Below are 26547 nucleotides of genomic sequence, written 5' to 3' on the forward strand. Positions count from 1 at the left end.
TGCTCTATTTTTGGGGAGTTAATGCTGCTTTATTCGGGAGTAAATTCATAGGTAGAATAAATACGGGATATTTACTCAGTAAGATTCACTTGTCCTTATAGGCGTTCAAATAATATATTTTTACCAGAATTTGGAAGATATATTATTTTCAATTTATCTTAGCGAGTAAGATATTTATTTTCTAAGATAAATTTGTTATGCCTAGAGAATTTGACCAAAAAACAATTGCTTCTATCAACAGTATGGCCAGGCAATTTTCAGATGCTACAATTCTGATGCATGAAGCCATTGCCAGGGAAGTAGGCTTATCCGGAACAGACCATAAATATCTGGGAATCCTGATACAACAGGGTGAAATGACTGCTGGAGAACTTGCCAGATTCACTGGTCTAACAACTGGTGCGGTAACTGGCCTCATAGACCGGTTTGAGAAAAAAGGGCTGGTAAGCAGACGTTTTGACAAAGAAGACCGGAGGAAGGTCGTAATTGTGCCGGATACTGAAAAGGCCAATAGTCTGCTGAGAGGCATTTTCTCTCAAATTCAAACCAAAACTTTAGATATGCTTTCAAATTTTAATGAGCAAGAACTCACAATCATTGAGCGGTATTTGACAGCTGCCATTGCCATGATGAAAGAGACCACCACACAGTTAAATGAAAATGCAAAAAACACAACCCTATGAATGATATTACGCAGCACTATATAAACAGAGCAGAAATATGGCTCCTGATTACTACCCTAGTTTATTTTCTGATGAACGGAGCACAGATTTTTGAAACCGCCGTGATCGTACCCAAATGGACAGCTTCTCCACCGGAATCATTCCAGCTGTTTAAAGGCAAATATGGACTGGATTTTAAACCTTTCTGGATTGGCCTGCATTCCATTCATGAAATTACTTTTATTCTGGCCATTATTTTTTGCTGGAAACTGGAGATCAGAAACTGGCTCCTGGTTCTGTTTGCCCTTCACTTTGCCGTACGGGTGTGGACATTGATCTACTTTGCTCCCAATATTATTGAGTTTCAGAAAATTGCGAATAAAAGCGGGTTAGAGACGGATCTGCTCAGCCGTGCTGCTATCTGGAGAAATTTGAATTATATCCGGGTAGGTATTTTTATAGCGGTTTCCATCGGACTCATTCCTTTGTATCTGAAATTGTTGCAACTGAAAGTTAATTAGACAGTAAAAAGTTGTTGACAATTCGTTGTTAGTGGTTGGGATTATAAAATAAAGCGAGACGGTTATTTGTATTTTTAGATATTCTAAACCAAAATCTCTCAATTACTTATAGCATGATTACCTGTTATTACTAACACCGAATAACTAATAACCATTAATGGTGTCTATTCTTTAACCGCTACAACCCTGATTCTTTTATAGTCGGCATACCATTTTCCGTTGGTAAAAAGCTCTCCTTTTACCATCTCCTGTACTTCCTGTTTGATCTGTTCTTTTGCTTCGGCTGGAATTCCGTTGAAAAAAGCATTTCCGAACATTTCAAGCCAGTCTTGAATGCCTTTGTTACTGTCTGCTAATTCAGTAGGCCGGTCGTAGTGCTGCGCAAAAGTTACCCGGAATCCATGCTTTTCAAGCAGTGTGGTATATTCTCCAATGGAGGGAAAATAAAATATTTCGGCCTGTGCATTTTTTACAAATCCATACTTAGTAAGTGTTTTTCTGAGTTCATTCAGTATGGTTTGTACATTGCCTTTTCCGCCAAACTCAGCGACTATTCTTCCGCCTGGTTTCAAATTCCGGTACATACATTTGATGGCTTGTTCTTTTTGTACGACCCAGTGTAAAACAGCATTAGAGAAAATGGCATCGAATAACTGGGCAAATTCAAAATCGGTGGCATTCATTACCAGAAACTCAATGCCGGGATATTTTTGCCGGGCATCATCAATCATTTCCCTGGAACTATCCATACCGACTATGTCTACTCCCAATTCTTTCAATTTAGCAGTTAATTGTCCTGAACCGCATCCAAGGTCTAATATACGTTCACCTGCTTTCGGTGCTAATAGTTCCAGTAAACTCTCGCCGTACTGATACACAAAGGAATGTTTGTCATTATAGAGATTAGCTTTCCAGATAGTATTTGTCTCTTTCATGTCTGAGCAATTGTAGTGTGAAATGTTTTAGTCAATATTAGGTTGGGCAATATATTCAAAGGTATCCAGATTTAGGGCACACAGGTTACCGGTCATATTTTCCATTTGTAGTTTAAGTTTTTCTTCTTTGGAATAATAAAGGCCATAATAGCAACCATTATCCAAAGGAATAATTTTATTTCTGTTTTCTATTTTGGATTTTATCTCATGCAGGTCTTTAATCTGATGGCTGTGAATAATCGTTTTAGTAGTGGGATTATCCGTAAAATTACGCATCCACACCATACTGGTATAATCGGTAAAAGGATTATGGTTTTTAAAATCAAACCCTGCATGTACCAAGTAAAAGTTATCTAATTCGTAGTAATAGGGCAAACTTTCCAGAAATTCGGCATAAGCAGGAATAAGGTCACCTGATGCATCCAGCAGTTCATAGGCGCTCATCATTCTGGAAGCTATTGGTTTTTCTTTACCAGTACCTTTAACATTTAGGTTGTACTGCCAGGCATCCAGCAGCATTTGTTCATGGTTGCCAAGCAAGGGATAAATCTGGTATTCTTCGGAAACCAAACCCATCAGGTAATCTAAAACGCCTGCACTGTGCTTCCCTCTGTCTATGTAATCTCCCAGCAGGAACAGTTGGTCTGCTTTTGTAAGAGAAATTCTCTGTTCCACAAGTGTTTTAAGCGTTTGTAAGCAGCCATGTATATCTGCTATCACCCATCGTCTTCCTCCTGCTGGATTGGTAAGTATTTTTGTCATAATGGCTACAGCTGTATTCAGAAGCTAACGTACAATAATAAGCTGAATAAATTCTGCCTCATAAGCCAGCACTACATTGAATTGAAAATTAATTACAAAGTGTTGCTGCCTTACAAATTTCAAATAAACACATAATAATTTTTATGATTGTGTAGGTTTGTGTAAATTCTCGTCCTAAACCAAATCTAAGCCATGAAACCAGACTTTTCCATTCCGGCAAGGGTGATTCTTCTTCTGTTATATGCTGTGCTACTTTCTACTGGTAATATGCGAGCACAAGCAATTGATACTACCATGCTTTGCCGGGGACCTTATTTTACTGAAGCGGAAGGAAAAGAAGCACTTATGCGTTTTGCTTCCACCTATCAGGACTTGAAAGGATGGGAAAAACGGGCAGAACAGATCAGGCAAGGCATTCTGCAAGGTGGGCGGCTTACTGGTTTTGCTACCAAGGCTCCTCTGAAACCGATCATCCATAGCAAAAGAGTTTATCAAGGGTATAGTGTGGAAAATGTGGCTTTTGAAAGTTTGCCGGGCTTTTTTGTAACCGGAAATTTGTACCGGCCGCTTAAAGAACAAGCTTCCTATGCCGCCGTCCTTTCTCCGCATGGACATGGTGACAATCCAAGGTTTAAGGAAAGTGTACAGAAACGGTGTGCCGCCCTTGCAACCATGGGTGCGGTGGTGTTATCTTTTGACATGGTAGGCTATGGAGAATCCGACCAGATCAAACATACCTATTCCCAGGTTTTAACTTTACAGGCCATCAACAGTATGCGGGCCGTTGACTTTCTGCTTTCGCTTCCAAAGGTAGATCCTGCCCGGATTGGCGTAACCGGAGAATCAGGTGGTGGAACGCAGACTTTTTTACTGACCGCTTTAGATAAACGTATTGCGGTTTCGGTGCCTGTGGTGATGGTATCCGCTCATTTTTTTGGAGGTTGTAATTGTGAAAGCGGCATGCCTATTCATAAAAGCAAAGACCATCAGACCAGCAATGTGGAGATCGCTGCCCTGGCTGCTCCCAGACCGATGATGCTCATTTCAGATGGAAAAGACTGGACGAAAAATACCCCTGACGTAGAATATCCCTATATCCGCAATATTTACCGGCTGTATGGGAAGGAAGATAATGTAACGTACGAGCATCTGGCACAGGAAGGGCATGACTATGGGATTAGTAAAAGAAAAGCCATGTATCCTTTTATGGCCAAGCATTTAGGTCTTTCTCTACAGGCCATTACCAGTGGGGCAGGAGAGATAGATGAAAGTTTTATTAAACTGGAACCGGAACAAACGCTTAAAGTGTTTGATGCTTCCCATAAAAAACCTGCCTATGCGGTAAAAGGCGAAGACGCTGTTACCGGTCTGCTTACATCTGTCACGAATAAAAAAACAAAGTAAGTTCGTTTAATTTCAATCTGTTCATTTTGTAAGTAAGGCAAATCTAGGTTGGTGTTCCTGAATTAAGAGGATGAATTAATAGAGTAAAATTTCTCGATGAGGGGATATGGAACTGTATTAATCTGGGATGCAATTATTCATAAAAAGAAAAAGGACTAAAAAAATGCCTTCTGATAGAGTTTTAATCTATGGATGACTTCTTTTAACCCTTCTTCATATCAAACGTTAAAGGGTTAACAAGTAATCCTAAATCGTTCAAGTAAGTAGGTATACGGGATGTGTATGATTGAGGTTGCGATAGTTGTTACATTTTTTAAAATATTTATTCTTCAATCTTCATAAACAAATTATTAAGCGATTCTGAAAAAGTTGGATGCGCAAACATCGCATATCTTAGCTGCTCATAGGTAATGCCTCCCATCATGGCTACCTGCAATACGCTCATAATTTCACCGCCTTGCGTTCCGATTATAGCGGCGCCTAATATACGTTTGCTAGGTATATCTACAATGGCTTTCATAAACCCCAGCGTTTCTCCTGTTTCCCTGGCACGGGCTACATGTTCCATGGGAAGTTTAGCTATTTTTATCTGGTATCCTTTCTGTAAAGCCTCTTGTTCTGACAAACCTAGTCTGCCTAATTGCGGATCAGTGAACAGGCAGTAGGGGAGAAGGCGATTCTTGATGGAAAGATCAGCGCCTTCCAGCAGATTTTTCCACACAATAATATAATCATTATAGGAAACATGTGTAAAAGCTGGCCCTCCTTTAACATCCCCCAGAGCGAAAATTCCCTCCGTTGTCGTTTCGAGCCTATCATTCACCTGAATATATCCTTTATCATCTGTTTCAACCCCGGTTTTATCCAGGTTCAAAGATCCGATCTGGGGAGATCTACCGGTAGCGACTAATAAATGGGAACAGCTTATTTCCTCGGTAAGATTATTTATTGATAAAGTAGCGTTAATCTGTGTAGGGTTCAATTGCTGCACCTGCGATACCTGGGTTTTGGTATAAATCCGGATTCCTTCTTCCTCCAGAATATTTTTCATCGTTTCTGCTACATCCTCATCTTCTCCGGATAAGAATTTCTCTCCTTTCTCCACAATAGTTACCTTGCTGCCAAGCCGCTTGTACATTTGTCCAAACTCCAGGGCGATATAACCTGAACCCACAATAAGTATGTGCTCCGGTACTTCTGTCAGATTCAATATCGTGGTAGAAGTAAGGTAGTTTATATCCTGAATGCCTTGTATGGGAGGAATTAAAGGCTGGGCGCCTGTGTCAATAAACAGTTTATCTGCGTTGAGAAAACGCCTGTCTCCCTGTTTTAAGGTGACCGAAAGTGTTTTGATGCCGGTAAACGTTGCTTCTCCAAAAATCACTTCCAGTCCTTTTGTTTCCTGTAGATTTTTTTCTGATCCCTCTCTGGAAGTGATTACTATGTCATCTTTCCTTTTTACAATAGCAGGCATATCCACTGTATAAGAATCAGTAGTGATACCCCACTTGTTACTGTTTTTAACCAGATAGGCAATTCGGGCAGAGGCAATCATCGTTTTAGTAGGGGTACAACCATCATTTATACAGGTGCCTCCGATAAGCCTTTTTTCAATAATCGCTGTTTTCCAGCCAGCCTTGGCCAGTTTTTTTGCCAGTGGTATGCCTGCCTGGCCTGCTCCAATGATAATAGCATCATATTTTTCCATAGGTAGTTTTGCTGCTTTTCAGAAGCAGTTTGCTGTATGTATTAGGTGAATCTGCATTAACGGATGTATGGGCTGTTAGGATAATTCCTGAAAAACAACCTATACTTATTTTATACAGGAGGAACAGCAAGCGAAGAAGTAATGCTCATGCCTGCAACAAGTGTTTTATGTACAGGACATTTATCAGCTATTATCTTTAACCGCTCCAGTTGCATTTCGGAAAGGTTGCCTTCCAGATAGAGTACTTTTTCTATATTGTCTAATCTGGCTGAGTTCTGCTCACAATTCTGGCAATCCTGATTATAGATCTTCTGATGAGCTAAAGAAACAGAAATTCTTGTTAGTGGCCATCCTTTATTGGCCGCATACATCCTGAGTGTGATGGCTGTACAGGCACCCAATGCACCTAAAAGCACTTCATAGGGATCGGGCCCAAGGTTGTTGCCGCCAACCTCTATTGGCTCATCAATGGTAAAAGAATGGGTATGGGTGCGAATGCTGGCAGTGAAGGTATCTTTTTCAACCACCACTAATACTTTTTTTGCGGAAGAATTCATTGTAAAGGTGAATTAAGGTTTGAACAGGCGGATAGCTGATGGCAATATCTTTAATATATCATTAATATTGATAGTTAGCTAATTGCTTTTAAATGTATGTACTGATCCAGCCTTGTTTATTCAGGAAAGGGTTCATTAAGTTTATCTTGAGTTCAGGTATTTTCTCACTAAACACATACATGAATCCTTTATTCTTCCTGTAACAAGTGTTATACTATTGCAAATCGTACTCAGTTTCCATAAATTGAGCTAACTCGTTCCCGGGCAAAAATTTCTGCTAAAATCAACACAATCGCCATGGCTACACTTAGAAATAAAGTGAACGGGGAGAATTTTTATTTCTTGCTAACGGTGTCAAAAATAGTCTGCGATACAATCTTTTCCGTAATAGTATGGTTAACGGAAGGAAAGGTAATATCATTCAAAACAAGCTTACCTATCTACTGATATATTTACCAAATGGATGTAATCAAAAGAAATAATGTACAGGTAAAGGGCAGGGGCGAACAGGCGATGGTTTTTGCGCATGGCTTTGGGTGTGACCAGCATATGTGGCGTTGGATAGTACCAGCCTTTGAGGAGCAATACCGGATTGTTTTATTCGACCATGTAGGTGCCGGGCAGTCCACACTTTCAGCCTATGATCCGATTAAATACGATTCCCTTCAGGGCTATGCTGACGATATACTTGAAATATGCGATACACTTTCATTAAAAAAGCCGATCCTGGTGGGCCATTCGGTAAGCGCCATTATTGTTATTCTGGCAGCCATAAAAATGCCTCATTACTTTGACAAACTGATTCTGGTAGCACCTTCTCCGTGCTATATTAATCAAAATGAGTATGTAGGGGGATTTTCCAGAAGCGATATTGATGGTTTGCTGGAATCAATGGATCAGAATTATTTAGGCTGGTCAAGTCAGATGGCGCCGGTTATTATGAGCAACCAGGAAAAACCGCAGTTAGGAGAGGAATTGACTAATAGTTTTTGCCGGACAGATCCTGATATTGCCAGGCATTTTGCCAGGGTAACCTTTCTTTCAGATTACCGGGCAGTATTGCCTTTGGTATCGGTTCCGACATTAACCTTGCAATGTTCGCATGATGTAATTGCACCACTTTCTGTAGGAGAATATATGCATCAACACTTACCCAAAGATACCCTGGAAATTTTGCAGACCACCGGCCATTGCCCGCATATGAGTGCTCCCCAGGAAACAATAGAAGCCATAAAGAATTTTTTGACATTAAATAGTTGATATATTTTAGTGGAGAACGGTAAATACGTAAATACATCTGATTATCAGAAATTTTTAGAGGAAAGTGCAGAAGAGCTTTATCACAATGCTACGTGTGGGTATTTATCTTTTCTCAAAGGTGGCCTGATCGTAAAGCTGAATAAAACCTTGTTAGACTGGCTGGGATATACGCAGGAAGACATATTGCTACAAAAGAATTTTCAGGACCTGTTACACATCGGAGGTAAAATTTATTTCGAAACGCATCTGGCTCCTTTACTTCAAATGCAGAGTTCTTTCCGGGAGATAAGCCTGGATCTGTATCGGCGTGATGGCAGTACTTTGCCTGTACTGGTTAATGCCATTCAAATAAAAGATGATATGGGCCGGCCTGTTCTGAACCGGCTCACATTGGTAAATATAAACGACCGCAGAAAATACGAACAGGAATTACTGCTGGCTAAAAAAAAAGCGGAATTTATAAGCGAGGAATTAGCCTATGCAAACACACAGTTAACAGCCGCAAATCAGGAAATTATGGCCGGCCAGGAAGAATTGCTGGCCACTAATCAAAACCTGGCAGAGGTGAATCGCCAGCTCACCCGGCTGAATAATGAATTAGATACCTTCATTTATACGGCTTCCCATGATCTGAAAGCGCCTATCCTGAACATAGAAGGTTTGCTGAAAGTTTTGAAGCGGGAACTCAGTACCGAGAGGCCACAACCTGAAAAAGTGCAACATATCTATGCGATGCTCTATGATTCTGTAGAACGTTTTAAGTTAACAATCCAGCATCTTACGGATGTAGCCCAGGTAAATAAACCTTCCCAGGATGAAGAAATCCCCATTCTCATGAGCGAAGTCCTGTTTGAGGTATTGAAAGATCTTTCTCCCCAGATTACTGAGGCAAACGCTGAAATCAAACTGGAGCTTGGTTCTGCAAAAGTTCGTTTCTCGCAAAAAAACCTGAAAAGTATTCTGTATAATCTTATATCCAATGCAATTAAGTACCATTCTCCAAAAAGGAAACCAGTAGTAAATATTTCTATGCAGGAAGAAACAAGTTATCAGGTACTTATTGTGGAAGATAATGGACTGGGAATAGATATGGCGAAGAAAGAAAAAATATTTGGCCTTTTTCAACGCTTGCATAGCCATGTTTCCGGTACAGGCATTGGTTTATTCATTGTTAAAAAAATGGTGGAAAATGCCGGCGGAAAAATAGATGTTGAAAGCCGGATCGATATAGGGACTACTTTTAAAATATACTTTCAGAAATAAGCTATTACTGAATTGTTGTGGGTTGTTCGTGACTTGTTGTTGATAAAACTATTGATAATTAATTTGAATGCTTAGTCTAAAACAAGCAGAAAGTAAAAGTGGAATAAGATTTTTTCTTATTCCACTTTTTTCAAATCATCCTAACCACCCTGAACGCCTACTTCAGGGAATGGCCTCGGGAATTGTGTATGTACAATATCCCCTGCCCGGTCAACCGGGAGCTGATTCAGGCGGTTATACCGGCGCATATCAATCCAGCGGTGCCCTTGCATAAATAGCGAATATCTTCTCTGTTTGAGCATTTCAGTAATTAAAGATTCCTTATCTGAAGGACCGGCATAGGGGAGTAACCCGGCATTTGTCCGTATTTTATTCAGTGCTAATGCGCCTTCTGCTGGGGTACCTGCCTGTATCTGCGCCTCGGCATAGATCAATACCAGTTCTTCATTGGTAATAACAGGGGTCGGATCGGTATTACTTCTATACAAATAAATATCGTGGGTGCCTGTAAGTCCGGCCGAAGTAGCTGGTGTAGTTCGTTGTAATACTTTTGAAAGCCTTTTATCTGTTGCTTCCGCTTCAGCCACCCAGCTCGGTTGGGCCAGGCGAATATCGCCAGTGGCATTAGGAGCAAGATAGAGTGTATTTAACCGGTCACCAGAACCTGCTGAATAATTCAGGTATACACCTTTCGTATAGTTACCATTCAGATCCAGAAATGATTGTGTCAGAAGAGTAAGTGCTTCATCGAACCTGCTCCGGTACACAGCTACCCTCGCTGCCAATCCTCTGTTGAATTGCCTGAAAGTGGAAGGGGAATTAAAGTCAGCAAAACTGGAGGGTAGTAAGAATGGAAATCTGGTTCCTGCTGTGGTTAAATGCTGGGCTCCTTCATCCAGCATGGCGGCAATGGCTGCAAAAGATTCTTCGCGGCTCAAAAAAGGACCTAATTTCTCAGGATCATTTACATCAATACGTATTCCATTTTCATGCTGCATATTGAGCACCATGAGTAATTCATGCGCTTTCAGCGTTTTGGCAACACCCAGGTAAGCTTGTTTGGCCGTGTCAGCAGGAATGTTGGTGTTATTTACTGCATTGATCAGAATATTAAGCGTTTTTACGGTAGCATACCTGGACGCATAGGGATTGGTCGTGTAAAAGGCATTATTATCCAGCGGTGCGCCATTGGCTCCCGGAAGGTCAGAAGTATACCGTGGATCAGAACCGGAAAAGCGGTAGGATTCCCGGCCCAATACTCCCAGATCATCAATATATAAATCGTAATTGGCCCGCATCTGAGAGATTGAGCCAGTAACGAGCGTATTTAATTGGGCTACACTTGCATTTTTGCTGAATTGATCTGGTGTGGGCTGGTTTACATTTTCCAGATCATTTAGTTTACAGGCCGATAACCATACCAGTGGCAGGAGGCTTAGAATATAGAATATTTTTATATTTTTCATGGTATAAGACATTAGAGGTGCATTTAAAAAGTTACGCCCAGGTGAAAGAAAATTCTTCTGGAAGAAGGAAAAGGCGTTACTTCTACGCCGGTAGAAATACCATTGTTCCCAAAATTAGATACTTCCGGATCGTAGCTATTGTAATCGGAGAACAGGAGAACATTATTGGCGGATACACCCAGGCGGATACCTTCTATGGCTTTCATAGAAATGTTTTTAGTAACAGCACTGGGAACATTATAATACAGCGCTACCTCACGTAGTTTTACATAACTTGAATTTTGCACCCATACCCTGGTATCAGCGCCTAAAGCATTTGTCCTTTCTACGCCATTGGGTATGCCATTGCCATTTTCATCATTATCATAGTCATAACTGGTCTGACCCAGATCGGTGAGCAGTTGCGTAAGATTAATATTCTGGCCGCCTTGTTTCCAGTGCCATAGCATCGAAAACTGGAAATTTTTCAGAAATACGATATCATTATAAAAAGACACCTGAAATTTCGGCGTAGCATCCCCGATCTGAGTAACTCCCTGGTCTGGCACTAATCCTACAATTTGTGTAGCTGATTTTCCTTGTTCGAGCCTGAAAGATCCTAGTGCGTTAGAAAATCCGCCCAGATTAAATGGCTCTACATCCAGGCGGGTGATTTCTGACTTGTTGAGCCAGAAATTGGTTTTGGTGTTCCACCGGATAACATCGTTATTTATCGGAGCTACCCCAAGCGAAAGTTCTACACCTCTGTTTCGGAGTGTACCCACATTTGCATATTGATTGGTGAAGCCGCTAGAGGTAGGTACATTCGCCAGCAGGATCAGGTCGTCGACGGTTTTAATATAATAGGTAGCCTCCAGGGAAACTTTACTATCAAATAATCCGATGTCAATCCCTGTTTCTAATTCTTTGGAACGTTCAGGCAAAATGTTTGCACTTCCCTGAGTAGTTCCAATAACTAATCCCGTCTGGCCAGAAGTGTTGCCGGGAACCATTATTGTAAATTTAGGCGCCTGCAAGGATATAGGGTTGGCGCTGGGTATACCTCCGGATTCTCCATAGGCAGCTCTTAATTTTACCTGATTAATGGTTTCTGATTTCCAGAAATCAAAATTAGCCAGGTTTACTGCCAGAGAAACTTTGGGGAAAGCAAACAACTGGTTGGGATCGCCGATCATATTCGACTTATCGAACCGGATGCCTGCCGTTGCAATAATTTTATCCTGAAAGTTCGCTTCCTGCTGAAATACATAGCCAAAATCCTGGTTTTCCAGGGAACGGTTAAATACCTGGGTAGCGCCAGCCTGTTCCAGGTTTTGCTGTCCGGGAATAAGCTGAGTAGCAAATGTATTCACCCGGTCGTTACGGAAAGACAAACGGGTTACGCCCAGTTGAGAGTTGAGGTCAATGCCTGCGAGGGAAGTATTGAAAAGCAGGAATGCAGAAGCATTGGTATTGAACGCTAATCCACTTCCTTTGGAATACAAACCATTGGTGGCAGTAAGCCCTGCCTGCTGCCATTGCAGGGATTCCGGGAAATACAAGGTGGAAGCCAGGTTATAATAATCAAAGCCGCCCCGTAATAGTAGGCGCAACAAAGAATTATTTCTGCGCAACAGATTCACATTCAGGCTACCTCCGCCCAGAAAGCGGTTGGTTTCCTCATTAATGGTGGACAAATCGCGGGTTTGTAAAAAGTTGGAAGATGCATACGGATTATTGGGGTAAACGCCTCTTTCATCTGGAAACAGATTTGCCCAGGGCACGGTAGAACTCAAAGCAACGCCATAGGAAATACCTGCATTGTCATTATTGGTAACACCTCTATCGGCAGAAGAATTAATGTAGTTAGTATTGATAGAGAAATCAAAGATATCTGAAATTTTGTGGTCAATATTTGCCCGGATCGTTTTTCTTTTAAAGCCTGTATTTTTAATAATCCCTTCTTCATCCTGCAACGTCCCCGAAATAAAGAACTTTGTTTTTTCTGTACCGCCCGATACACTGATCCGGCTGTTGATTAGCAGTCCTTTTTCGCCATACAATTCTTTTTCATAATCAATTAACCTGCCAGCACTTCTGGCTGCCTGGTATCTGGCCACTTCGGCTTCATTAAATCCGGCTAATACACGCTCATCGGTATAATTGCGCATACCTAGCAAATGCAAGGCAGAAGCAAAACCTATGTCCTGGTTAAACGAAATATTAGTTTTACCTTCCCGGCCTCGCTTGGTCGTAATAATAACCACCCCTGCATTGGCTCTGGCTCCGTAAATGGCGGCTGCCGAAGGACCTTTTAATACTTCAATGTTTTCGATGTCGGACGGATTCAGATCAGCAATCCGGTTGGCTGGATTATCCTGTGTTGAAGTCGCCCCTGTTGCCCTGGAAGCGGCTGTAACCACATTAATTCCTGAAGAAATAGCCGAATTATCCATATATACACCATCTACAATGTATAAAGGCTCCGACGAACCAATAATCGTACTGATCCCTCTTAGTTTCATGGATATACCACCGCCTGGCGCACCAGAGTTCGCGACAATATTTGCCCCGGTCAGTTTGCCATACAAGGCACCATCCAGGGTTTGCGGATTGGTAGTTCCTGTCAGTTCCCTCGCTGAAACAGTGGATACGGCATTACCCAGGTTTGATCTCTTCACCGAAGACGCCAGTCCGGATACAACTACTTCTTCCAGTCTGGTAACGTCTTCTTCCAGTTGAATAGCAAGTGCCCCAGAATTGTTATTTACCGGTACTTCCTGAGACAGATAACCTACATAACTTATGGAGAGGGTAGCAGACTGGGTAGGTACAGTAATACTAAAATTTCCGTCCGTATTGGTGACTGTACCAGTAGTGGTTCCCTTTACCAGAATGGTAGCTCCAATGATAGGCTCCTTCGTCCTTTGGTCGCTTATTTTACCGGTTGCTGTGAACTGGGCCATTGCTGTAACTGGTAGCAGTAAAAGCAGCAGCAACCATTTGAAATGATGTAAGCTTTTTTTCATATAGTTTTTTAGTTGGTTGTGATAATTATGGTAAACATACTGATTATCCTAAAATAATTCTAAATATTAGCGATATAGTATAATTTATTTATAAGCTCATTTACATTCTTCCTAGCTTATTTTCTTTTATCCCGAATGTTTTTGCTCTGGTAGCGCCTAAACTTCTGCAATGAAAAAATAAGATATTATCCGGCTATACCCGGTACAAGTGAAAACAGTCAATAGCGTTTCATGCTATTAGTTGCCTGAGTAGCTTTTAAACAAAAAGAGCGAACAACTTAAAATTGTTCGCTCTTTTTGTTTTATTATTTGAGGTGCAATCAAGCAGAAATAGTCAATATCAACCAGGTAAGCAATGTAACAGTATTTGGTATCTAAGAAGTGCTAAAGTGTAGTATTCTTTTGTAAGCCTGGAATCCATTTCTCAGCATTTGTACGGTAGATTTTATCTATTACCTCTTTAGGTAAATGTAATCCCTTGAATTCCTTTTCAGTATTGGCATTTGTTAATGATTCATTGGTTGCAAAAAACTTCCAGTCGTTATACCAGGTTTCATGTGTCCCTTTTTTTACATCTTCAGATTTTTCGTCTGAATTAATTACGAAATCGGTCGCATACAGAATCCGGTCCTGGTATTTGATGAAAAAATCATGCACTTTCTGCCAGTCTTTTTCGGCCTGGTTGTGCAAATGCGGAATCCGGGCAGCCATATCTACAGCAAGGTTCGGATAGGTATCCAGACGTTTGGCGATCTCAGCTACATCCCATTCCAGGCTGGCTAAATGCACACTTACGACCCGGAGATCCGGATGTTTTTTGAGCATATTATCCCGGGCATTGATCTGGTCGTCATAGGATGGATATTCTGGGTGCAGGTACATATGGTACTGCGGATGTTCCTTAAAATAACTTTTATCGCCTTCTACTGTCATTTGCTCGATAGGCAGCCAGCAATTTTTAGGTTCTCCCTGGTGGCTCAATAGGGTAATATTATTTTTAGCAATGAAGTTCAGAATGGTATCCAGCCTGGGATCATCGATCATAACAAATTTTCCGTTTTTATCCCGCAGTTCCATGCCAATGTTTTTCCATACTTTTACGCCGATTGCTCCTTTTTCAAAAGCATCTTTCAGGTGAGCTAATGTTTTTTCCTGCCACCTGGGATCATTCCAGTTTCTTACAGTAAAAGAAGTCGCCACTGAAGTTCGTTCCGGAAAAGCCTCCAGATGCTTAAAGGCGGTGGCTTGCTGTTGTGCCACCGTAGGAGAAGCGGAACCATCTACACTGATATCGAGCAAACGGAAATTATCTTCCCTGGCTTGTTGTAAAAAGGAAGTATCTAATGTCCGGATGTGAACATGTGTATCAATTTTCTTAACCGTTTTAAAATCCTCCAGGGAATAATATTCTTCGGTAGGAGATTGGGTAGAATCAGTGGTACTTGCCTCAGAGTCTGTTTTGTTTTTTTCTGAGCAGGCTTGACCTAATAAGAGTGCAGTGAAAGTAAGTATGCGGAGATAGGGATTTAGGTTAGTCATTGGAGTAATTTGTTAATCATAAAAGTTCATAAGCTATTTTAGTATCTATATTTAGCAACTAATCTACTCTCCAGGTAAATTCATACCAATCCTGCCTACCATTCACTGCTAATTCAAAGTCCGCATGAATATTCAATTGTTTAATCTTTACAAACGCATACTCCCCAATTTCTTTTAACTCATGTTCTAAAATATCCCAGCATTCTCCATCAGTTTCACTTTCCCAATTTATCTGAAACGATTTATTATCGAGTTCCACATAATCTCTCAGTTCAAAATCAGCTGGATTGGTATTCCTTCCTTCTTCGGGTAAGTATAGTTGTGCCTGGTCAATATTACCTTCATTTAGTAATCTCTCATAATGCTTTTTGTTCCACTCATTACTTTTAGCTACTTTTTGTATTGAACTTTCTTCGCTATCAAAATTAACTGCACTTGCCGCAGATTCTGCATCTGTCCAGATACTGGCCGTATAAATAATATAGCTTGGATGTTCTGTCTTGATTTTTAATATTGCCTCATCTACAAGTTGTCTCATTTCTGATCTGTAGATCTCTTTATCGAAAGGGGTATTGCTCATAACTCATATAATCCTAGAAATTTACAATGCTCTGGCTTCCTGTGTGATGTGTTCTTTTACAAAAGCATCATCGTTCAGATGCGGATACATGGCATAGACCCGGTCTATTTCTTCTAATTGTCCGGGAGATAATTCTTCGGCTGGGTTCAAACACCACCTGCCAGTTAACAAGCCTTGTCTGCGCAGTATTTCATGAATGCCAGGAATGCAGCCATGAAAATCATGTGCCGGGTCAAACATAGCAGCATTTACATCCGTAATTTCTATGCCTCTGGTCAGGAGTTCTTCCATTCTGGTATATCCATTTTTCTTGCAATGTTTAATCTCATCCAGGAGTTCGACCGCTTTTTTGGTCCATATCGCCCAATGACCTAGCAAACCGCCGACAAAGGTTTTTTCTATTTTTTTACCATCAATTGTAAACCGGTAGGTAGTCAGGAGGTCGGCAACAATATTATCGTCGTTTCCAGTATAAAGCGCAATTTCGTCCCGACGGCTGGAGGCACACACCGCCCGGACAACATCCAGGGTTTGATAGCGGTTAAAGGATGCAACTTTTATCGCATGAATATTCGGAATATCAGCAAATTCTTTCCAGAAATCATACGAGAATATTCTGCCACCCACAGAGGGTTGCAGGTAAAAGCCGAATACCGGAATAATATCAGCAACTGCTTTCACCCGGTCCAGAACCTGTTTTTCGGTCCAGTCTTTCAATCCGCCCATACTGAGCAGACCCAGGTCATATCCATGTGTTAAAGCTATTTCTGCTTCGGCTAATGCCTGTTGTGTTGGACCAACAATTCCTGCGACTTTGATGAATGGACGTTTCAAACCGGCATCTGCTATTTCTTCGGCAGCTAACTTCAATACAGGTTCATATAGATTTATCTTCGGGTCTCTGATCTCAAACTGAGTCGTATGCACACCAACGGCTACACCTCCGGCACCACTGGCCATATAATACCTGGTTAATCCTCGTTGCTGCCGCTCATCCAGTTTCCGGTTCTGATCCAATGCCAATGGATGCGCAGGAATGACAGTTCCCTGGTGTAATAATGCTTTAATTGGTGCTTGTAATGCTGATGTTTTCATAGATACTCAAATTTTCAAAACAGAAGTAGGGCCTCAATACCTTCTCGTAGCTCATTCATACACTAAAACTGACCAGTCCTTTCCTGAAAGTGTGTCGGTTTGGCCAGGGTTTTTCCGCCTTCTTTTAGCCACATCACAGTTAGTTCTATCATTTGCTGAAGAGATACATTTGGGTACCCAAATAAACGATGCGCCTGTGAAGCATTATTCAAAAGCGCTGTCGGTTGCACTTCGTTTATGAAAACTGGTTTCTTTCCCAGTAATTTTCCAAACTGGGTAGCCAGCCATTGAATAGAAATGGTTTCAGGGCCGGTCACATTTAATAGTTTGGCAGGCACCTGGCAATGATGCAATGCCCTTATAGCTATTTCATTCGCATCTCCCTGCCAGATTACATTTACATTTCCAGTTGTGAGATCAATGGGTTTTTGTTCTTCCACTGATCTGGCAATTTCCAGCAAAACGCCATATTTAAAATCGATGGCATAGTTGAGCCGGTAAAGTAAAGTTGGAATATTATACCTTGTAGAAAAATACTGAAAAATACGTTCCCTGCCCAGGCAGGATTGCCCGTATTCACCTACTGGCCCGGTAGGATGATCTTCTGAAGGACCTCCACTCTGAACTGGCATGAAAGGATATACATTACCCGTGGAGAAAGCGACAATGCGAGAAAGTTTGTATTTTTCAGCCACTCTGCCTGGTAAATAGGCATTCATCGCCCAGGTAAACGATTCTTTTCCGGTAGTTCCGAATTTGGTACCTGCCAGATACAAAACATTAGCCACCTCCGGTAATGATTGTAACTGATCATCATTCAAGAGATCTGCAGCAATGGTTTGAATACCATGGGCTTCCAGTTCAGTTTGTAATTCACGATCTGAAAACCTGGAAACGCCAATGATATTTTTTTTAATGCCAGCCTGTTTAATGGCTTGTTTAGCAAGTTTAGCCAGACTTGGCCCCATTTTTCCTCCCACTCCCAAAATGATAATATCTCCTTCCAGACGTTGTATGTCGGTGATTAAGGCATCCGAAGGTTTATAAAGCTCTCTTTCCAGTGTTTCTAATGAATTCATTTTAAATAGCTACTTATTTAAAGAACAATTCTTTTACATTGCTTATGGCCAGCAAAATAATCAGCAACAATCCTAACCCGGCCAGAATCTTAATAGCAGGAGAATTTTTGTAAGAACCCATAATCTGGCCATCATTGGCAACGGTATACATGGCAATGCCAATAAAAGGAACCAGAAAAATGGTTACACTCTGCGCAAATACAATGAGTTCCAGGGGGAGTTTACCGAAGATAATAGCGATACTAGCTCCAATGATCATTACCAGGGCAATCAGCCCTTTTACTACTTTTGAATCCAATTTACTGCCATAACCCAGTGCATCACCCAGTAAAGAACCACCTACCGTAGCATTACCAACCAGAGAGGAAAAAGAAGCACCAAATAAGCCGGCCAGAAAAAGCGTAGATGCATATTTTCCGAAAAGTGGTTCTAAGGCTTTAGCCATGTCAGAAGCATTATTTACCGGAATTTGTTTGGTATGCAAAACGGACGCAGCACAGATGAGTACAATGGCACTCATGATGCCTAATATCAAGATACCAGTAATGCTGTCATTGCGTTTTTCAACCTTTTCCGGATTGGCTTTCATTCTTTCCTGCACCAGGTAGGACTGGTAAAAAGCGCCTACAATTGAAAAACAGGATGCCATAAAGGCAATCACCAGTCCGAAAGAACCCTCCGGAATAGCAGGTATAAATCCTGTGACTACCTGGGAAAAATCAGGTTTGGCCAGAAACAGTGTAGTAATAAAAGCAAACAGCATCAAGCCTACCAGGAAAATCATCAGCTTTTCGAGTACTTTGTAAAACCCCCTGAAAAAAAGTAAAACAATACCAATCACATTAAAAGCAATGATCCAAACCACCGGAGAAGTATTATTGGTTTCTGCAATGGAGATGCCTACGCCAATTGAATTTCCTGCCTGAAAAGAAGTGGTAACAAAGAATACACCTAAGCCTATGGCAATAGCTGCCGTTTTTCCCCATTTCTGACGGATGGTACTCAGCAGGGTTTGCCTGGTAGCCATTCCAATTCTTGCTCCCATCGCAGTGAAAATGGCCATAAAGAATATAGCTACCGCAACTATCCATAACAGGCTGTAGCCATATACAGCACCCAGTTTAGAAGTAATGGTCATTTTGCTGGGGCCAAATACTAAAGCTGCTGTAATAATACCTGGCCCCAGGGACAATAGCCATTTTTTTGCAGAAACAAATACACTATTTGAAGCCTGCGAGGAATCTACCACTGCCGGAGCAGAACGTTCTGTTTTCAAATATTCAATTTTTACTGGTACACGATTTTTATCTGGTTATTTCACTTTGGATGCAGATAGAAGAGCAGCTGAAGCCGTATCCAGGAAAAACCTGCAATCCGGGTGTTGTTGTAAGATACTGGCCGGATCGGCATTGCTTACTGCTTGTTCCAGAGAATTTCTAACGGCTACCGCTTTCCGGCTGTCTGGCACCGAACAGATGATATGCTTTGATTTCATGATCTGTTTGATAGACATGCTGATCGCTTGCCTGGGCACATCATCCAGCGTAGGAAACCAGCCTTCGCCTAATTGCTGTTTGCGGCAGGGCTCATCCAATTCCACAACAATGTATGGTTCTTCTGTCTCGAAATCGGCCGGAGGATCATTAAAAGCCAGATGTCCGTTTTCACCAATTCCTACCAGCGCTACATCTACCGGATGCTGACGGATAATTTCTCCCAGTCGTTTACATTCTGCCATGGCATCATTCTCTCCATTAATAAGGTGAGCCGCTTGTAAAGAGGGAACTTTATCAATAAACCGTTCTTTCAGGTATTTCCGGAAACTGGCACCATGCGTAATAGGCAAACCAATGTATTCATCCAGGTGAAACATCACCACTTTGCTCCAATCTATATCTGGCTGAGTAATAAGTGTTTGTAAAGTTTCAAACTGGCTGGTACCGGTGGCTAGTATTATATTGGCTTTCCCTTTTTCTTTAATCGTATTCCGGATCAGTTCAGCAGCGGCAAGTCCTGCCTCCCGTCCTAATTCGGCTGGTGTATTTGCAATGTGAATATTCATAAATAAGTGGTTGTTCGTATTATATTTTATGCTGGATTGATAGTGAATGTTATTGGTAAATACATAGTCCGATTCAATTAAACTATTTATGCAGTAGTAGGTATCTGCTCATTTGTAAACTATGAATGTTTTACCAACAACTAACAACGAATAACTAACAACCATTTTATACTCTCACTGGAGTTGTACCACCTTGCTGCAATGAAATATCTACTGGCTTATTGCTTTTCCAGGAACCTGAGGTAAAATCAGGCACATCTATGGAATTAGAACGGTTGGACACCGACCATTCACTCAATGGGGCTACCGCACTCCAGAGGGCTGCATCATACACATCCATATCCAGAGGCAATCCATTCCGCAGGCAGTCGACCAGGCGCCAGTCCATGAGAAAATCCATACCGCCGTGGCCGCCAATTTTTTTAGCCATTTCGCCCAGCTTTTTAGTAATAGCCGGTGTATACTTTTCTTCCAGCGATTTAAATTCTTTCTCAGATACCCATTCATGGCCGGTTGCGATTTTGGCAGGTTCCGGATATTTTACAGCTACGCCTTTAGTGCCGCTTACCAAGTGAATCCGTGAATAGGGACGGGGAGAAGAAACATCGTGTTGTAACATAATAGTCCTGCCTTTACTGGTGCGGATGGTGGTGGTATTCATATTTCCCCGGTAAGTTTTATTGGCATAGGATTTATAAAACTCATCTGTTTGGGCCAGTTTTTTTGCCAGCGGCCCCATCGAAAAATCATTGCTGGAAACAGCTACCAGGTAATCCATTTTATCGCCCCGGTTAATATCCATAATCTGGCAGATGGGTCCTAAGCCGTGGGTAGGATACAGGTTTCCATTTCTGAAATTTTCTTTCAGGCGCCACATGTCATAGTAGCTTTCCTTTTTAAAATTGGGTTCCAGCAGATCATGGATATATGCACCTTCTCCGTGAATCACTTCTCCAAAAAATCCCTGCCTAACCATATTCAGGGTAAGCAGTTCAAAGAAGTCGTAACAGCAGTTCTCCAGCATCATACAATGCTTTTTGGTGCGCTCAGATACCTCCACCAGTTGCCAGCATTCTTCCAGCGTTTTGGCAGCCGGAACTTCAGTAGCCACATGTTTGCCTTGCTCCATGGCATATACAGCCATGGGGGTATGCAAAGCCCAGGGTGTAGCAATATATACCAGGTCAATATCTTTACTTTCACAGAGCTTTTTCCACTCGTTCTCATTGCCGGAATAGGTAGTAGGTTTGTGTGCGGTTTTTTCCAGAATTTTCTGCGCATTTGTCACTCTCTCTGGCCGCAGATCACATAAAGCTTTAATATCTACCCCTTCAATATGGCTCATGCGTTCTACAGCCCCAGGCCCCCGGTTTCCTAAACCGATAAAACCAATCCGAACCGTTTCCAGGGCAGGAGCCGCATACCCAGACATGTTAAACTGCTGTTTATAGGTGGATTTGGTATCCTGTGCCTGATTCTTATTCTGATCGTTGGCATTCGCCGTATCGCTCTTGCTGGCACAGCCTGCCATCATACTGGCGGTAACCAGGCCAGTCACTTTTAAAAAATCTCTGCGGTTATTTTTCATCTCTTTGGGTTTAGATATAGCGTATTTGTTCAAATTATACCATGAATGAGTACTCTTACAGGAACACTGTATATATTCGGTCATAATCTATACATTAATCATCCAAATTTCAATGAGATGGACTAAAAATTAAGGAAATTGAGTGTTAAATGCGCTGGCCTGATGGCATATTTGCTGATACTGCCTATTACGCAGACGCTGATTTTACAGTAGATGGTAGATAAATGGCTTTTTATCGCACTATTTTCAAACATAACCGATATGCTTTCTCAAATGAAAATAATGCTGTTTGCTATTGTAATGGTATCCTTGTTGTTTCCGCTTGTTACCCAGGCGCAAACAGCATTCCCTCTCAAACTCAGCGAAAATAAACGATACCTTGTTGACCAGAATAACAAGCCCTTTTTGATCAAAGAATTTTCAGCCTGGGGATTGATACAGGCACTCTCAGAAAAAGACGAAGCCGCTTTTTTAGATAGTCTCAGGCAAAAGGGATTCAATACGGTAATGACTTCTATCCTCAGCAATGCACCTTCCCAGATGGGAGGAAATCCGCCGTATTGGCAAGGTATATCGCCGCTGCTTGTAAAATGGGATTTTTCTACACCCAACGAAACTTATTTTGGGCATGTAGACCGGTTTTTAAAAATGGCCGAACAAAAAGGCTTTTTTGTGATGGCTTTGCCGGTGTATCTAGGATATCCGGGAGATCCTTCGCAGGGTTGGTGGGATGAAATGAAAAGCGAGCATAACGATACCCTGAAAATGCGGAAGTATGGGGAATTCATAGGAAAACGCTATAAGAACACGAAAAATATCATGTGGATAGCTGGTGGTGACAATAATGCGGAAGGTGAAACTTTTGCGTATGAAAATAACATGATTCAGGGCGTGAGAACATATGATACGGAACATCTATGGTCCGGGCATTTTGATATGAATAAGGGTATAATCTGGTCAACGGATCATCCCAGATTTGGTAATATGATGGATATTGACGGATTATATGTGTGGACAGAATCCATTCTGATGGAAAGAGGTCCACAGTATAAAACCGAACTAGCCCAGTATAACAAAGGGAAAATGATCATTCAACTCGACCAGAGTTACGAACATGATGTGCCCCACTATGCCGACAATGAAAATTACCAGTGGATCAGGCGGAAAATGTATGAGGGATTATTAAATGGGTGTAAAGGAACTTCTTTCAGTTCGGGGGAGATTGGGAACAGCAGCTATTATTTTAAAAACTGGAAGCCCTTGATGAGCACTACCGGAATGAAGCAGGTATTATCCTGTTTCCGGTTATTTGAATCCAGAGCCTGGGAAAAATTAGTACCCGATCAGAGTAATGACATTGTTTTATCCGGCAGAGGTACGTTTGGCGAACTGGATTATGTATGTGCCGCCAAAGCCTCCGACAATAGCACATACATCATGTATATTCCGAAAGGAAACCGCACCATTTATCTGAATATGCAGAAAATGACCGGCAAACCTATGCGTATGCACTGGTTCAATCCACATACCGGAACAGCCCTCCGGATCGGTGTGGCTGATATACGGGAAAAATTTGGCATTACGCCTCCTTCAGAAGAAGATTGGGTAATTGTTTTTGATGATAATGATTTAAAATTACCAGAACCAGGATTGCTTACAAGATAGTAGCAAGCATTCTTCAGTGTTATTTAACAGTCGATTTGTTAATACTATATATCTCGTTATGAGCAGTAAGAGTGGTTTTTACTGCAATTTTATTCTTAATTTTTATGACTATAGTAAAAAGATAAAATCAATGAAAGTTTTTACATTATTAGCAAAGTTGATAGTGATTTTATTTCCTCTCTTTATATTGTACCTGTCCTACTTTCGTGATGAAGAAGGAATTTATGAAGATTATCATATTTTTAGGGAAGTACTTGAATCTGATAATGAGAATTTGAAAATACTTTATAGAGAAAGTATATATACATATCAACCTATTTTTTATTCAATTACTATTGCTATTTGCATCTTATATATTGTGAATTTTTTAGGTCAGTATTTCAATGTTTTAAGTGAAAATCAATGGATAAAATATTGGTGTTTAATTCTTATTATTTTATTCCTCATATTAGAATTACCTATATATAAATGTTATGCAGGAATTGGACATTCTTTTTGGGTTAAAGAACATTCAGCAATGCATTAAGCTTTGAATATCAATATCTGCAATCTGTTAATATTAGATTTCTATTTTATTGCCTCAACGCAGCCATTAGGATACAGTTGCAGTTGATTACTTACACTGCAGCCAATTCTCTACTATACACAATATTCCCATTCACGATGGTAGTATCAATAGTAATCTGATCGTCAAAAATAACTATGTCTGCATCTTTACCGGGTAGGAGGGAGCCTTTGTTTTTCTCAACACCCATAATTCTGGCGGGCGTGGAAGTGATCATCTGAATAGCTTCAGGCAAAGGAACACCAGCCAGGTTTATCATATTTCGAACTAGTCTGTCTGCGGTGGCAACACTACCAGCAAAGGAAGTCCGGTCGGGGAGTTTCGCTACACCATCTTCCACAATTACTTTTAAGCCATTTTTCAGCGGACCCAGAATACTATCTCCGGGAGGCATTCCGGCAGCCCGCATGGCATCAGTGATTAAAGCAGTCCGGCCAGGACCTTTGATTTTATAAACTAGTTTGAGTAAAGGCGCAGGCAAATGAACCCCATCCGCAATGATCTCTACGTCCATTTCATCAATCAGAAAAGCGGCTTCTACGGTTCCGGCATAGCGGAAAGCATTCCGTCTGGTGACCCCATTCATGGCCGAATACAGATGCGTAGCCAAACTATATCCATTTTCAAAGGCTTCCAATACGTCTTCATAAATGGCATCTGTATGGGCAACAGCAGCCAATATTCCTTTGGAGCGGATGTATTTCCCAAATTCGATGGCTCCCGGGAGTTCGGGGGCAGCACTCCAGCGCAAAATGGAAGACGATCTGGCCAGTACATCTTTGTATTCGTTGGGATCAGGATTGCGGATATACCTGGGGTCTTGGGCACCCCGTTGATTGAGGGCGAAATAAGGTCCTTCCAGGTGCATTCCTAATAATTTTGCGCCTTTAGAATTTTGCTTTTTGGCTTGCTCGTAAGAGGCTAAGGTCTGGAATAAATCTTCTTTTTCGCTAGTGAGCGTAGTGGGTACCATAGAAGTCGTCCCGTATTGTGCATGTGTTTCGGCTATTTTCAAAAAAGCATCTGCATTTCCATCCATAAAATCATGTCCACCTCCTCCATGAATATGAATGTCAATAAACCCAGGAGCAATATATTTTCCGGCGGTATCAATCTCAAGCGCATCAGGCACTTCAATGTTCCCCTCCTTCACTTCTCTGATTTTGCCCTCTGAAACAACTATCGTTCCATTTGCAATGATCCGGTAAGGCGTAATAATTTTTCCGTTAAATATTTTTAGGATTGAGTGCATAGTACTGGCTGGTTATAGGTTATTTTCAAAAGACCACCTTCTTACTTTGTGTCCGTAAAAGGCATAATACATCAGGTACAGATAACAAGGGAATAGTACCCAGTAAGCTGTCCGGACATTGTACAGATCGGCGAAATACCCATAGAAAAGCGGCATAATTGCATTTCCGCATAATCCCATAATCAGAATAGAGGCACCAAGTTTAGTAAAACGTCCCAGGCTATCTAATGCCAAAGGCCATATACCAGCCCAGACAAGGGAATTGGGTAAACCTAAGAGTACTACAAACCAGATGGAAATGTCAGTGGTATGACCTAAAAATGTAATTGAACCGCTGGCGAAAATAATAAGTAATGTAAATAAGCTTCCCAACAGCGCACAGATCCGGAATACATTCACCTGCCGGATGTATCTGGGAATAGTGATGATACCCAGAATATAGCCGCAAATGGTGACTAATAGTGTATAAGAGGGAAATACTTTGGCTTCCAGCAGATCAATTCCCATGGAGTTAGCATAGCCAATGACTGTATCAATGGCAATAACCTGGGTTCCTACGTGTAAAAAAATGGCAATGGCCCCTAGTATCAGGTGTGGAAACTCGAAAATGCTTTTCTTGCCAGCATTGTTAGCAGCCAGGCTTGAATCTTCCTGTTCGGTATTAATTTCGGGTAAGGGAGAATAAAAAACCATTAAACCCAATATAAATAACACACTACCTACGGTGGCATAAGGCACAATCACCCGTCGGATCAGTTCATCCAGGGCAGCGTTTCTTTCCAGGTCGTTCATGGTAGCCAGTTGCTTGAAAAGATCTGTATCGGTTGGCCGGAGAATGACAGCCGCAAACAGGAGGGGAGCCAGAATACCAGCGGCTTTATTGCAAATACCCATGATACTGATGCGCTGGGCCGCCCGTTCTTTGGGGCCAAGAATCGTGATATAGGGATTGGCGGCAGTTTGCAGAATGGCTAACCCTATGCCAATAGTAAATAATCCTAGCAGAAACACTTCGTAAGTACGGGTATAGGCAGCTGGTACAAATATAAAAGCCCCCGTGGCCATCGCCCAGAAGCCAAACATCATCCCTTTTTTGAACCCCACTGCCTTTAGCAGATAGGATGCCGGTACCGACATAATGAAGTAAGATATGTAAAAGGCAAAAGCAACCAGATAGGATTGAAAGCTGGTGAGTTCGCAGGCAATCTTGAAATAAGGAATCAGAATGGCATTTACCCAGGATACAAAGCCGAAAATAAAAAACAATACGCCTATAATGAGAATGGAAATAATGGTATCTCGTCGGCTTAGGGATTGTACATCTACTACGGCGGCTTGTGAAGTCATGAGGGTAAGGTGGAGGCTAAGTTAATTGGTCACTCGGTTAAATCTGATATTGTGCGCAGAGGCATTTCTCCTCCTGGGCCGGAGAGGCCCTGCTTTTACATCCGCCACACTATACAACCCGCACAAGGCCAGTGCTGACCCAAAGGTTATATAAGGTGGCTTCTGCAAAAGCTGTTATTGATTCTTTATTTCTTATCAATGATGAAAAAATTTACTTCTTTCTTCAACA

21 protein-coding genes are annotated in these 26547 nt (G+C 41.5%); 6 read left to right on the plus strand and 15 right to left on the minus strand.

The features are described 5' to 3' along the window. Window positions 1–197: 197 nt before the first annotated feature. Together GXP67_RS32835 and GXP67_RS32840 are read left to right on the plus strand one after the other, a co-directional pair. Window positions 198–683, plus strand: coding sequence for a MarR family winged helix-turn-helix transcriptional regulator (locus tag GXP67_RS32835; protein ID WP_162447034.1), 486 nt, complete (start codon window positions 198–200; stop codon window positions 681–683). Further along, entirely contained in the window at window positions 680–1183 is a 504-nt protein-coding gene (locus tag GXP67_RS32840) for a transposase (RefSeq protein ID WP_162447035.1), read from the plus strand. Before GXP67_RS32835 ends, GXP67_RS32840 begins: the two co-directional genes overlap by 4 nt. Before the next feature lie 164 nt (window positions 1184–1347). Here GXP67_RS32840 and GXP67_RS32845 read toward each other — a convergent pair whose 3' ends face one another. Next, window positions 1348–2118, minus strand: coding sequence for a class I SAM-dependent methyltransferase (locus GXP67_RS32845; RefSeq protein ID WP_162447036.1), 771 nt, complete (start codon window positions 2116–2118; stop codon window positions 1348–1350). A 27-nt stretch (window positions 2119–2145) separates the two neighbouring features. After that, window positions 2146–2880, minus strand: a complete 735-nt coding sequence (locus GXP67_RS32850; protein ID WP_162447037.1) for a metallophosphoesterase family protein — start codon at window positions 2878–2880, stop codon at window positions 2146–2148. A gap of 267 nt (window positions 2881–3147) precedes the next feature. Between GXP67_RS32850 and GXP67_RS32855 the strand changes: the two genes are divergently transcribed. Beyond that, window positions 3148–4284 carry an alpha/beta hydrolase gene (locus GXP67_RS32855; protein ID WP_394351990.1) on the plus strand — a complete coding sequence of 379 codons (1137 nt, stop codon included), beginning with the start codon at window positions 3148–3150 and terminating at the stop codon, window positions 4282–4284. Between the two features lie 322 nt (window positions 4285–4606). Here GXP67_RS32855 and GXP67_RS32860 read toward each other — a convergent pair whose 3' ends face one another. Next, window positions 4607–5992 carry a mercuric reductase gene (locus GXP67_RS32860; protein WP_162447039.1) on the minus strand — a complete coding sequence of 462 codons (1386 nt, stop codon included), beginning with the start codon at window positions 5990–5992 and terminating at the stop codon, window positions 4607–4609. Window positions 5993–6102: 110 nt separating this feature from the next. Further along, on the minus strand, window positions 6103–6549 hold the full coding sequence (locus GXP67_RS32865) for an OsmC family protein (RefSeq protein ID WP_162447040.1): 447 nt from the start codon (window positions 6547–6549) through the stop codon (window positions 6103–6105). A 459-nt stretch (window positions 6550–7008) separates the two neighbouring features. Here GXP67_RS32865 and GXP67_RS32870 point away from each other — a divergent pair, with 459 nt between their 5' ends. Together GXP67_RS32870 and GXP67_RS32875 are read left to right on the plus strand one after the other, a co-directional pair. After that, the gene (locus tag GXP67_RS32870; protein WP_162447041.1) at window positions 7009–7809 is read left to right on the plus strand and encodes an alpha/beta fold hydrolase; all 801 of its coding nucleotides are present in this window, start codon (window positions 7009–7011) and stop codon (window positions 7807–7809) included. Between the two features lie 9 nt (window positions 7810–7818). Continuing rightward, complete coding sequence (locus GXP67_RS32875) at window positions 7819–9072, plus strand: ATP-binding protein (RefSeq protein WP_162447042.1); 1254 nt, start codon at window positions 7819–7821, stop codon at window positions 9070–9072. Between the two features lie 140 nt (window positions 9073–9212). Here GXP67_RS32875 and GXP67_RS32880 read toward each other — a convergent pair whose 3' ends face one another. The 9 genes from GXP67_RS32880 to GXP67_RS32920 all read right to left on the minus strand — a co-directional run bounded on the left by GXP67_RS32880 (window position 9213) and on the right by GXP67_RS32920 (window position 21489). Continuing rightward, window positions 9213–10538, minus strand: a complete 1326-nt coding sequence (locus GXP67_RS32880) for a RagB/SusD family nutrient uptake outer membrane protein (protein WP_162447043.1) — start codon at window positions 10536–10538, stop codon at window positions 9213–9215. A gap of 23 nt (window positions 10539–10561) precedes the next feature. After that, entirely contained in the window at window positions 10562–13546 is a 2985-nt protein-coding gene (locus GXP67_RS32885; RefSeq protein WP_162447044.1) for a SusC/RagA family TonB-linked outer membrane protein, read from the minus strand. Window positions 13547–13930: 384 nt separating this feature from the next. Then, entirely contained in the window at window positions 13931–15085 is a 1155-nt protein-coding gene (locus GXP67_RS32890; protein WP_162447045.1) for an amidohydrolase family protein, read from the minus strand. A 58-nt stretch (window positions 15086–15143) separates the two neighbouring features. Next, window positions 15144–15623 (minus strand): hypothetical protein, encoded by a 480-nt coding sequence (locus GXP67_RS32895; protein ID WP_162447046.1) that lies wholly within the window; start codon window positions 15621–15623, stop codon window positions 15144–15146. 63 nt (window positions 15624–15686) lie between these two features. After that, window positions 15687–16760, minus strand: a complete 1074-nt coding sequence (locus GXP67_RS32900) for a dihydrodipicolinate synthase family protein (RefSeq protein ID WP_162447047.1) — start codon at window positions 16758–16760, stop codon at window positions 15687–15689. A 62-nt stretch (window positions 16761–16822) separates the two neighbouring features. After that, window positions 16823–17839, minus strand: coding sequence for an NAD-dependent epimerase/dehydratase family protein (locus GXP67_RS32905; RefSeq protein WP_162447048.1), 1017 nt, complete (start codon window positions 17837–17839; stop codon window positions 16823–16825). A 13-nt stretch (window positions 17840–17852) separates the two neighbouring features. Next, window positions 17853–19115: an Nramp family divalent metal transporter gene (locus tag GXP67_RS32910; RefSeq protein ID WP_232064736.1), complete on the minus strand. Its 1263-nt coding sequence runs from the start codon at window positions 19113–19115 to the stop codon at window positions 17853–17855. Window positions 19116–19151: 36 nt separating this feature from the next. Next, window positions 19152–19901 carry a glucosamine-6-phosphate deaminase gene (locus GXP67_RS32915; RefSeq protein WP_162447049.1) on the minus strand — a complete coding sequence of 250 codons (750 nt, stop codon included), beginning with the start codon at window positions 19899–19901 and terminating at the stop codon, window positions 19152–19154. Window positions 19902–20067: 166 nt separating this feature from the next. Beyond that, on the minus strand, window positions 20068–21489 hold the full coding sequence (locus GXP67_RS32920) for a Gfo/Idh/MocA family protein (RefSeq protein WP_162447050.1): 1422 nt from the start codon (window positions 21487–21489) through the stop codon (window positions 20068–20070). A gap of 261 nt (window positions 21490–21750) precedes the next feature. Here GXP67_RS32920 and GXP67_RS32925 point away from each other — a divergent pair, with 261 nt between their 5' ends. Continuing rightward, window positions 21751–23154 (plus strand): apiosidase-like domain-containing protein, encoded by a 1404-nt coding sequence (locus tag GXP67_RS32925; RefSeq protein ID WP_162447051.1) that lies wholly within the window; start codon window positions 21751–21753, stop codon window positions 23152–23154. A gap of 617 nt (window positions 23155–23771) precedes the next feature. Here GXP67_RS32925 and nagA read toward each other — a convergent pair. Both nagA and GXP67_RS32935 read right to left on the minus strand, forming a co-directional pair. Beyond that, on the minus strand, window positions 23772–24971 hold the full coding sequence (gene nagA, locus GXP67_RS32930; protein ID WP_162447052.1) for an N-acetylglucosamine-6-phosphate deacetylase: 1200 nt from the start codon (window positions 24969–24971) through the stop codon (window positions 23772–23774). Between the two features lie 12 nt (window positions 24972–24983). Next, window positions 24984–26318 carry a sugar MFS transporter gene (locus GXP67_RS32935; RefSeq protein WP_162447053.1) on the minus strand — a complete coding sequence of 445 codons (1335 nt, stop codon included), beginning with the start codon at window positions 26316–26318 and terminating at the stop codon, window positions 24984–24986. Between the last annotated feature and the right edge of the window lie 229 nt (window positions 26319–26547).

Source organism: Rhodocytophaga rosea, from assembly GCF_010119975.1.
GTDB lineage: Bacteria > Bacteroidota > Bacteroidia > Cytophagales > 172606-1 > Rhodocytophaga > Rhodocytophaga rosea.

Coding starts and splice junctions, on each gene's coding strand:
- GXP67_RS32835 (WP_162447034.1), top strand. CDS start 198: ATGCCTAGAGAATTTGACCAAAAAACAATTGCTTCTATCAACAGTATG.
- GXP67_RS32920 (WP_162447050.1), bottom strand. CDS start 21,489: ATGAAAAATAACCGCAGAGATTTTTTAAAAGTGACTGGCCTGGTTACC.
- GXP67_RS32905 (WP_162447048.1), bottom strand. CDS start 17,839: ATGAATTCATTAGAAACACTGGAAAGAGAGCTTTATAAACCTTCGGAT.
- GXP67_RS32915 (WP_162447049.1), bottom strand. CDS start 19,901: ATGAATATTCACATTGCAAATACACCAGCCGAATTAGGACGGGAGGCA.
- GXP67_RS32865 (WP_162447040.1), bottom strand. CDS start 6,549: ATGAATTCTTCCGCAAAAAAAGTATTAGTGGTGGTTGAAAAAGATACC.
- GXP67_RS32935 (WP_162447053.1), bottom strand. CDS start 26,318: ATGACTTCACAAGCCGCCGTAGTAGATGTACAATCCCTAAGCCGACGA.
- GXP67_RS32845 (WP_162447036.1), bottom strand. CDS start 2,118: ATGAAAGAGACAAATACTATCTGGAAAGCTAATCTCTATAATGACAAA.
- GXP67_RS32840 (WP_162447035.1), top strand. CDS start 680: ATGAATGATATTACGCAGCACTATATAAACAGAGCAGAAATATGGCTC.
- GXP67_RS32895 (WP_162447046.1), bottom strand. CDS start 15,623: ATGAGACAACTTGTAGATGAGGCAATATTAAAAATCAAGACAGAACAT.
- GXP67_RS32925 (WP_162447051.1), top strand. CDS start 21,751: ATGCTTTCTCAAATGAAAATAATGCTGTTTGCTATTGTAATGGTATCC.
- GXP67_RS32850 (WP_162447037.1), bottom strand. CDS start 2,880: ATGACAAAAATACTTACCAATCCAGCAGGAGGAAGACGATGGGTGATA.
- GXP67_RS32900 (WP_162447047.1), bottom strand. CDS start 16,760: ATGAAAACATCAGCATTACAAGCACCAATTAAAGCATTATTACACCAG.
- GXP67_RS32855 (WP_394351990.1), top strand. CDS start 3,148: ATGCGAGCACAAGCAATTGATACTACCATGCTTTGCCGGGGACCTTAT.
- nagA (WP_162447052.1), bottom strand. CDS start 24,971: ATGCACTCAATCCTAAAAATATTTAACGGAAAAATTATTACGCCTTAC.
- GXP67_RS32885 (WP_162447044.1), bottom strand. CDS start 13,546: ATGAAAAAAAGCTTACATCATTTCAAATGGTTGCTGCTGCTTTTACTG.
- GXP67_RS32870 (WP_162447041.1), top strand. CDS start 7,009: ATGGATGTAATCAAAAGAAATAATGTACAGGTAAAGGGCAGGGGCGAA.
- GXP67_RS32880 (WP_162447043.1), bottom strand. CDS start 10,538: ATGAAAAATATAAAAATATTCTATATTCTAAGCCTCCTGCCACTGGTA.
- GXP67_RS32860 (WP_162447039.1), bottom strand. CDS start 5,992: ATGGAAAAATATGATGCTATTATCATTGGAGCAGGCCAGGCAGGCATA.
- GXP67_RS32890 (WP_162447045.1), bottom strand. CDS start 15,085: ATGACTAACCTAAATCCCTATCTCCGCATACTTACTTTCACTGCACTC.